General features: G+C 57.5%; 5 protein-coding genes. 1 reads left to right on the plus strand and 4 read right to left on the minus strand.

Annotation, left to right across the window (positions count from 1 at the left end; translation table 11 throughout):
* Positions 1 to 277: 277 nt before the first annotated feature.
* Positions 278 to 589, plus strand: coding sequence for an IS66 family insertion sequence element accessory protein TnpA (gene tnpA, locus DU490_RS16665; RefSeq protein ID WP_114575346.1), 312 nt, complete (start codon positions 278 to 280; stop codon positions 587 to 589).
* A gap of 223 nt (positions 590 to 812) precedes the next feature.
* Here the strand turns inward: tnpA and gcvA are convergent, their stop codons facing one another.
* The 4 genes from gcvA to DU490_RS16685 form a co-directional block, all read right to left on the minus strand.
* A complete protein-coding gene (gene gcvA / locus DU490_RS16670; RefSeq protein ID WP_258801711.1) occupies positions 813 to 1,745 on the minus strand; it encodes a transcriptional regulator GcvA in 933 nt (310 codons plus the stop codon).
* A 152-nt stretch (positions 1,746 to 1,897) separates the two neighbouring features.
* Positions 1,898 to 3,394: a CoA-acylating methylmalonate-semialdehyde dehydrogenase gene (locus DU490_RS16675; protein ID WP_114575347.1), complete on the minus strand. Its 1,497-nt coding sequence runs from the start codon at positions 3,392 to 3,394 to the stop codon at positions 1,898 to 1,900.
* A gap of 60 nt (positions 3,395 to 3,454) precedes the next feature.
* The gene (locus tag DU490_RS16680) at positions 3,455 to 4,612 is read right to left on the minus strand and encodes an iron-containing alcohol dehydrogenase (protein WP_114575348.1); all 1,158 of its coding nucleotides are present in this window, start codon (positions 4,610 to 4,612) and stop codon (positions 3,455 to 3,457) included.
* Between the two features lie 82 nt (positions 4,613 to 4,694).
* Entirely contained in the window at positions 4,695 to 5,828 is a 1,134-nt protein-coding gene (locus tag DU490_RS16685) for a BCCT family transporter (RefSeq protein ID WP_258801712.1), read from the minus strand.
* Between the last annotated feature and the right edge of the window lie 124 nt (positions 5,829 to 5,952).

Consider the following 5,952-nt stretch of genomic DNA (forward strand, 5'->3'; position numbering starts at 1 on the left):
TAAGTCAGATGAGGAATAGATTGCCTGGTGATCAAGCGGCTCGATGACGTTGCAGTGGATCGGTGTCGGCAACACCTCGGTTCAGCCCCCGCATTCGACACCCTGATGAATTAGGAGGGGTTATCGGTCCGAGCGGGCAAAACTTGAGATTGGGCACTTACCAACGCCCCAGGCAATGAAGATGATCGCAGTAACCGGCCATTCCGGCGCGTCATTTCTAGCCGCGTCCTGACCCCCTACGCTGAACCCGTCAATTATCGACGGAGAATCAGTGCTCATGCCGAAGCAACGCCACCCACGCTATCTCGCCCAGCAGTGGCAGGCCTGGATTGACGAGCAGGCCCGCAGCGGTTTGTCCCAGCGATTGTTTTGTGAACAGAAAAGCCTGTCCAAGAGCTCGTTCCAGCTCTGGAAGCGCCGTCTGACATCAGGAACCGCGGCGATGCCTCAGACCTCGGGTGCCGAGGCCGCGCTCTTCGCCCCGGTGTCGATCCCTGCGACGGAGGAGCCCGGTCGCGACTCGCGTGGCTGGGAGATCGAGCTCGACCTGGGCGATGGTGTCTGCCTGCGATTTCGCCGGGGTGGATGATGCGCCCGCCCCTCCTACTCGATTATATCTGTGTCGGTGTTCGTGCCTGGTCGTCAGGCAGCAACGATTCTGGGCCGCCGCTCTCCTGTGACAGCCCAGTGTCGCTGTTGATGATCACGACGTCGAAATCGACCAACCGGGCGAGTTGGATGGTTTAGTGCCGCACGTTACTAGCAACGCTTGCTGCTAATGCCGGGGTGTCCGAGGTGCTACATATCCGGGACTATTGCTTTTCGAGCGGTTGCTCAGAAGGTTGGGTTTCGGTCTCTTGCAGTAACCAGGCTCGGAATGCCTCCGCATGAGGGTGAAGGTAGGAGTGGTCTGGGTACACTAGGTGAAAGGCTTCGGAAGTGGCGATACGAGGTTCGAAGGGAGCGATCAGTCGACCATGGGAGATCATGTCTTCTACCAGAGAGCTGCGCCCCAGAGCAAAACCCACCCCTTGAGTGGCTGCTTCCAGTGCACTAATCAACGTATCGAATTGCAGCCCCTGGCTGATATCGACATGACTGCCCCCTATCTTCCTCAGCCAGTACCCCCATCCTTCTTCGTAGCCAATCACGTGCAAAAGGGTATGTTCTGCCAAAGTCTCAATAGAATCCGGTGGCGTTGCACCTTCGTATAGGGTTGGACTGCATACCGGAAACAGCTCATCCCAAGTGAGCCGATCGGACTTCATACCCGACCATGTACCCTGGCCGTAGCGGATTTCCATGTCCGCATCCTTATAGCCCTCACCGGCCCAAATATTGCTGGTGAAACGCAGACCGATGTTGGGGTGCAGTGTCTGGAAGCGGGCGAGACGCGGGGCAAGCCAGGCAGTAAAGAAGACCAGGTTGACCTTGATGGTGATCAGCTTGGGGCGTCCTTGACCGAAGAGCTCGTCGGTTGCAGCGCTCAGGCGCTCGATCGCTTCATGAATGGCAGGCAAGTAGGCGAGCCCGGCATCGGACAATGCCAGCCCTCGGGGCAAGCGCTTGAATAGCGGGGTGCCTAGTTGAGATTCCAACCCTTTGATATGTTGGCTAATTGCAGCCTGGGTGAGGCTGAGCTCGGCCGCCGCTCGGGTGAAGCTCATGTGGCGAGCTGCAGCTTCGAAGGAGCGTAACCAGTTCAACGGGGGGAGCCTTTTCTTCATGGTGCCTGCACCAGCCATGGTTTATCGGCTCCCTTTTTCTCATAAAATCATCGGATCTGGGAAGTGATATCGGCCATATCGCCTCTAGATCAACCGCAAAGGCTGCATCATCCTTGTCGGAAGATGCAGCTCGGCGATTAGAGTGTGACACTCGGTAGTCGGAACAGTGGTTACTCCATGGTTGGCATGGAGAACTCTGCTCCTTCACGAACGCTGGCTGAAGGCCAGCGCTGGGTGATGGTCTTGCGCCGAGTGTAGAAACGCACCGCGTCGGGGCCATAAGCATTAAGGTCACCGAATAGCGAGCGCTTCCAGCCACCAAAGCTGTGGTAGGCTACGGGTACCGGCAGCGGCACGTTGATCCCGACCATGCCGACCTTGATGTTGTCGGAGAAGTGCCGCGCGGCCTCTCCATCACGAGTGAAGATGCAGGTGCCGTTGCCGTATTCGTGAGCATCGATCAGTGCCATAGCCTCTTGCATGCTATCGACGCGGACCACCTGCAACACCGGGCCAAAGATCTCCTCCCGATAGCTGGTCATATCGTGGCTGACATGATCGATTAGCGTACCACCGACGAAGAAACCATCCTCATATCCATCGACCTGGGTCCGGCGACCATCGACCACGATAGTGGCGCCCTGAGCCTCGGCGCTATCAATGTAGCCGACTACCTTTTCCTGGTGGGCTTTGGTGATCACAGGGCCGAAGTCGTTTCTGCTATCGGAGCTGGCTCCGACCTTGAGGTGTTGCATCGCCTCTTGCATCCGGGAAACCAGGGCGTCACCCGCGGCATCGCCGACGGCTACCGCAACAGACAGCGCCATGCAGCGTTCGCCGGATGAGCCGAAGGCCGCACCGACCAGTTGGTTGACAGCATTGTCCATGTCCGCGTCAGGCATCACGATGGCATGGTTCTTAGCACCGCCGAGGGCTTGGCAACGCTTGCCATGCGCGGTGGCTCTGGTATAGATATATTCGGCGATCGGCGTCGAACCGACAAAGCTCACAGCCTCGACCCGGGTGTCTTCAATCAGTGTATCGACGGCTTCCTTGTCACCATTGACGACGTTCATGACACCATCCGGCAGGCCGGCTTCCTGGAGCAGCTGAGCGATATAGAGGGTGGCGCTTGGGTCACGCTCGGAGGGCTTCAGCACAAAGCAGTTGCCGCAGACGATCGCCATCGGAAACATCCAGAGTGGAACCATCGCTGGAAAGTTGAACGGCGTGATTCCTGCGACGACGCCCAAGGGGTGGAACTCGCTCCAAGAGTCGATATTAGGTCCCACATTCTTGCTGTGTTCGCCCTTGAGCAATTCGGGGGCTCCACAAGCATATTCGACGTTTTCGATGCCGCGCTGTAGTTCACCCATAGCATCATGGGTGATCTTGCCGTGTTCCTCACCGATCAGGGCGCAGATGGTATCGGCATGTTTTTCGAGTAGCTCCTTGAAGCGAAACATGACCCGCGCCCGCTTCAGCGGTGGGGTGTTGCGCCAACCGGGAAAGGCTGCCTGGGCGGCGGCAATGGCTTGCTCCACTGTGGCCTTGGAGGCCAGCTCGACCTGCTTGGTGGACTGCCCAGTGGCGGGGTTGAATACCGCCTGACGGCGCGTTCCGTCGGCGATCACTCGACCGTTGATCAAATGTCCTACGAGGGTCATGGTATTTCTCTCTTGATTATTCGGCGTCGCCGGAATGGGGGGTGGGCACAGTTTTGGCAGTTACCAGAGCTGGCGGTAAATCGCGATGATCTCGTCAGCATCGGGAACGCGGGGATTATTGCCGGGCGAGCCCGAGGCCAGCGCCTGCTCCGCCATGTTGGGCATCAGCTCAAAGAAGCGCTGACGTTCGATGCCGAACTGCTCGGGGGTGGGGACCTGAAGCTCGTCGTTGAGGGCCTCGAGCTCGTCCAGAAACTTTCGATTGGCGACGTCGACACTATCCTGCTCGTCCGCAACGCCGATGGCGCGTGCGCAGTCAGCATAGCGCTCGGGGGCAGCCGGCATCGAGAAGGCGGTCACGCTTGGCAGCAGCATGGCGTTGGAGAGACCGTGCGGCACATGGAAATGGGCACCGATGGGACGGCTCATGCCATGCACCAGGGCCACCGAGGCGTTGGAGAAGGCCACCCCGGCCAAGGTGGAGCCCAGCATCATCGACTCTCGGGCCAACTTGTCCTCACCATGGTGGTAGGCGCGACGCAGATTAGGGCCAATCAGTCGTATGGCCGAGAGGGCCTGGCTATCGCTGTAGGGATTGCCTTTCTTGCTGACATAGGCCTCTATCGCGTGGGTCAAGGCATCGATACCGGTATCGGCGGTTGTCCTGGGCGGCAGGCTCAGGGTCAGGCAGTAATCTATCAACGCCGCTACTGGCATAAAGCCGATGCCGGCACACAGCATCTTCTCGTCGGTGGTCTCGTCGGTGATGATGGTAAAGCGGGTCACCTCGGAGCCGGTACCCGCAGTCGTGGGCACTGCGATGATAGGCAAGCCCGATTCATTCACCTGGCGGGGAAACTTGTAGTCGCGTATTTCGCCGCCATGTCGGGCCAGGATAGCGATTGCCTTGGCACTGTCGATGGGGCTACCGCCCCCTAGAGCGATGATGCTGTCGTAATCACCGTGACGTGCTTTGTCTACGCCCGCCTGGATGGAGCCGACAGTGGGTTCCGGGAGTGTCTCGGCGAAGACATCCGCGGCGAACTTGTGGTCGGCGAGCGTGTTCTGTAGCCGATCGACGTATCCCAGCTTCACCATCATCGCGTCGGTGATAATGAGTGGACGCTTGCAGCCCAGACTTGCCAACACGTCCGGTATGGACTGGCTAGCATTCTCGCCGACCTGCATGATGCGAGGAAGAATGATTTGAGTAGACATAACGACTCCACTAGTTCGAGGTTGACGATGATTCTCAGATAAGAAAATGCGAGAACTGGTCATAGCAGCAGATGCCATGCAGTCAGGTATGACTGCTGGTGGCCTTTAAGACCTTGGAGTTATCAGGATGGGCATCTTCAGCTATCTTGATGCTTTCCTCCATCGTCATTTTTTCGGGAAGGGTCTCCGCTCGGAGTGCTTTGCAGAAGCCGTAAATAGCCAGTAACACAACCATTGAGACTGGAAGGGCGGCAACGATCGAAGCAGTCTGAAGAGCCTCCAAGCCGCCGGCAAGCAATAGCACCGCGGCAACCGCGCCGATTGCCATTCCCCAGAACACTCGGAGGCGTGTCGGCGGGTGTTCATCACCCATTGCGACTAAGGTGCAAATCACCAAGGCAGCTGAGTCAGCAGAAGTCACGAAGTAGGTCACCAGCATGATGGTACAAATCGTGGCAATCAGCAGGGTAAGGGGCTGCCCCAATCCCATCAGTTCTATGGTCTTGAACAACGCCATAGTGATGTCATCGTTGACCGCCGCGATGACGCCACCATTGCCGTAAAGCTCTATGAACATGGCTGTATTACCGAAAATGGTGATCCACAGCGCACCCATAAGTGTCGGTGCAATCAGCACTCCGAGAATAAACTCGCGAATGGTGCGGCCACGTGAGACACGCGCGATGAACATGCCGACGAAAGGTGACCAGGCAATCCACCAGCCCCAATAGAAGATGGTCCATGCCCCCTGCCACTGGTCCTCGGGATCTGGATTTACCCAGAGACCCAACTCTACGGCATGGAACAGGTAGTCGCCCATATTGGTGAAAAAAGCGCCCAGCAGATAAGCAGTGGGGCCGAAAACTAGAAACAGTGCCAGGATAACGATCGTCAATTGCATGTTCAGTACACTGAGGATGCGGATCCCCTTATTGACACCGGTGACCACTGAAATGGTGGCAATCAATGAAATAATGACGATCAGTACTACCTGATTGGAAGTCGTTACATCAATGCCGACCAGGTGCTGGAGACCGGCGTTGATTTGCTGCGAGCCCATGCCCAGAGATGTAGCGATGCCGAACAGGGTTCCGAAAACTGCAAGAAGATCCGCTGCATGGCCGATGGGACCATAGATACGCTGACCAAAGATCGGGTACAGGCTCGAGCGGATTGAGAGTGGCAACCCTTTTCGATAGGAGAAATACGCCAGCACCAGGCCGCGGTAGTTGTCAAGGAATCTGTCGCCTCTGAGGTCATTCAGGCCGCCTGTTTTTCTGGTTCAGCGACGGTGATCTGGAGCTCCCGTTCCGGGTTGAGTGACACGGTGCCGATAGGCG

The sequence above is a fragment of the Halomonas sp. DQ26W genome (assembly GCF_003339685.1).
Classification (GTDB): Bacteria; Pseudomonadota; Gammaproteobacteria; order Pseudomonadales; family Halomonadaceae; genus Halomonas.

Excerpts from the sequence above, each read along its gene's own strand:
- tnpA (WP_114575346.1), top strand. The coding sequence starts at position 278 with ATGCCGAAGCAACGCCACCCACGCTATCTCGCCCAGCAGTGGCAGGCC.
- gcvA (WP_258801711.1), bottom strand. The coding sequence starts at position 1,745 with ATGGCTGGTGCAGGCACCATGAAGAAAAGGCTCCCCCCGTTGAACTGG.
- DU490_RS16675 (WP_114575347.1), bottom strand. The coding sequence starts at position 3,394 with ATGACCCTCGTAGGACATTTGATCAACGGTCGAGTGATCGCCGACGGA.
- DU490_RS16680 (WP_114575348.1), bottom strand. The coding sequence starts at position 4,612 with ATGTCTACTCAAATCATTCTTCCTCGCATCATGCAGGTCGGCGAGAAT.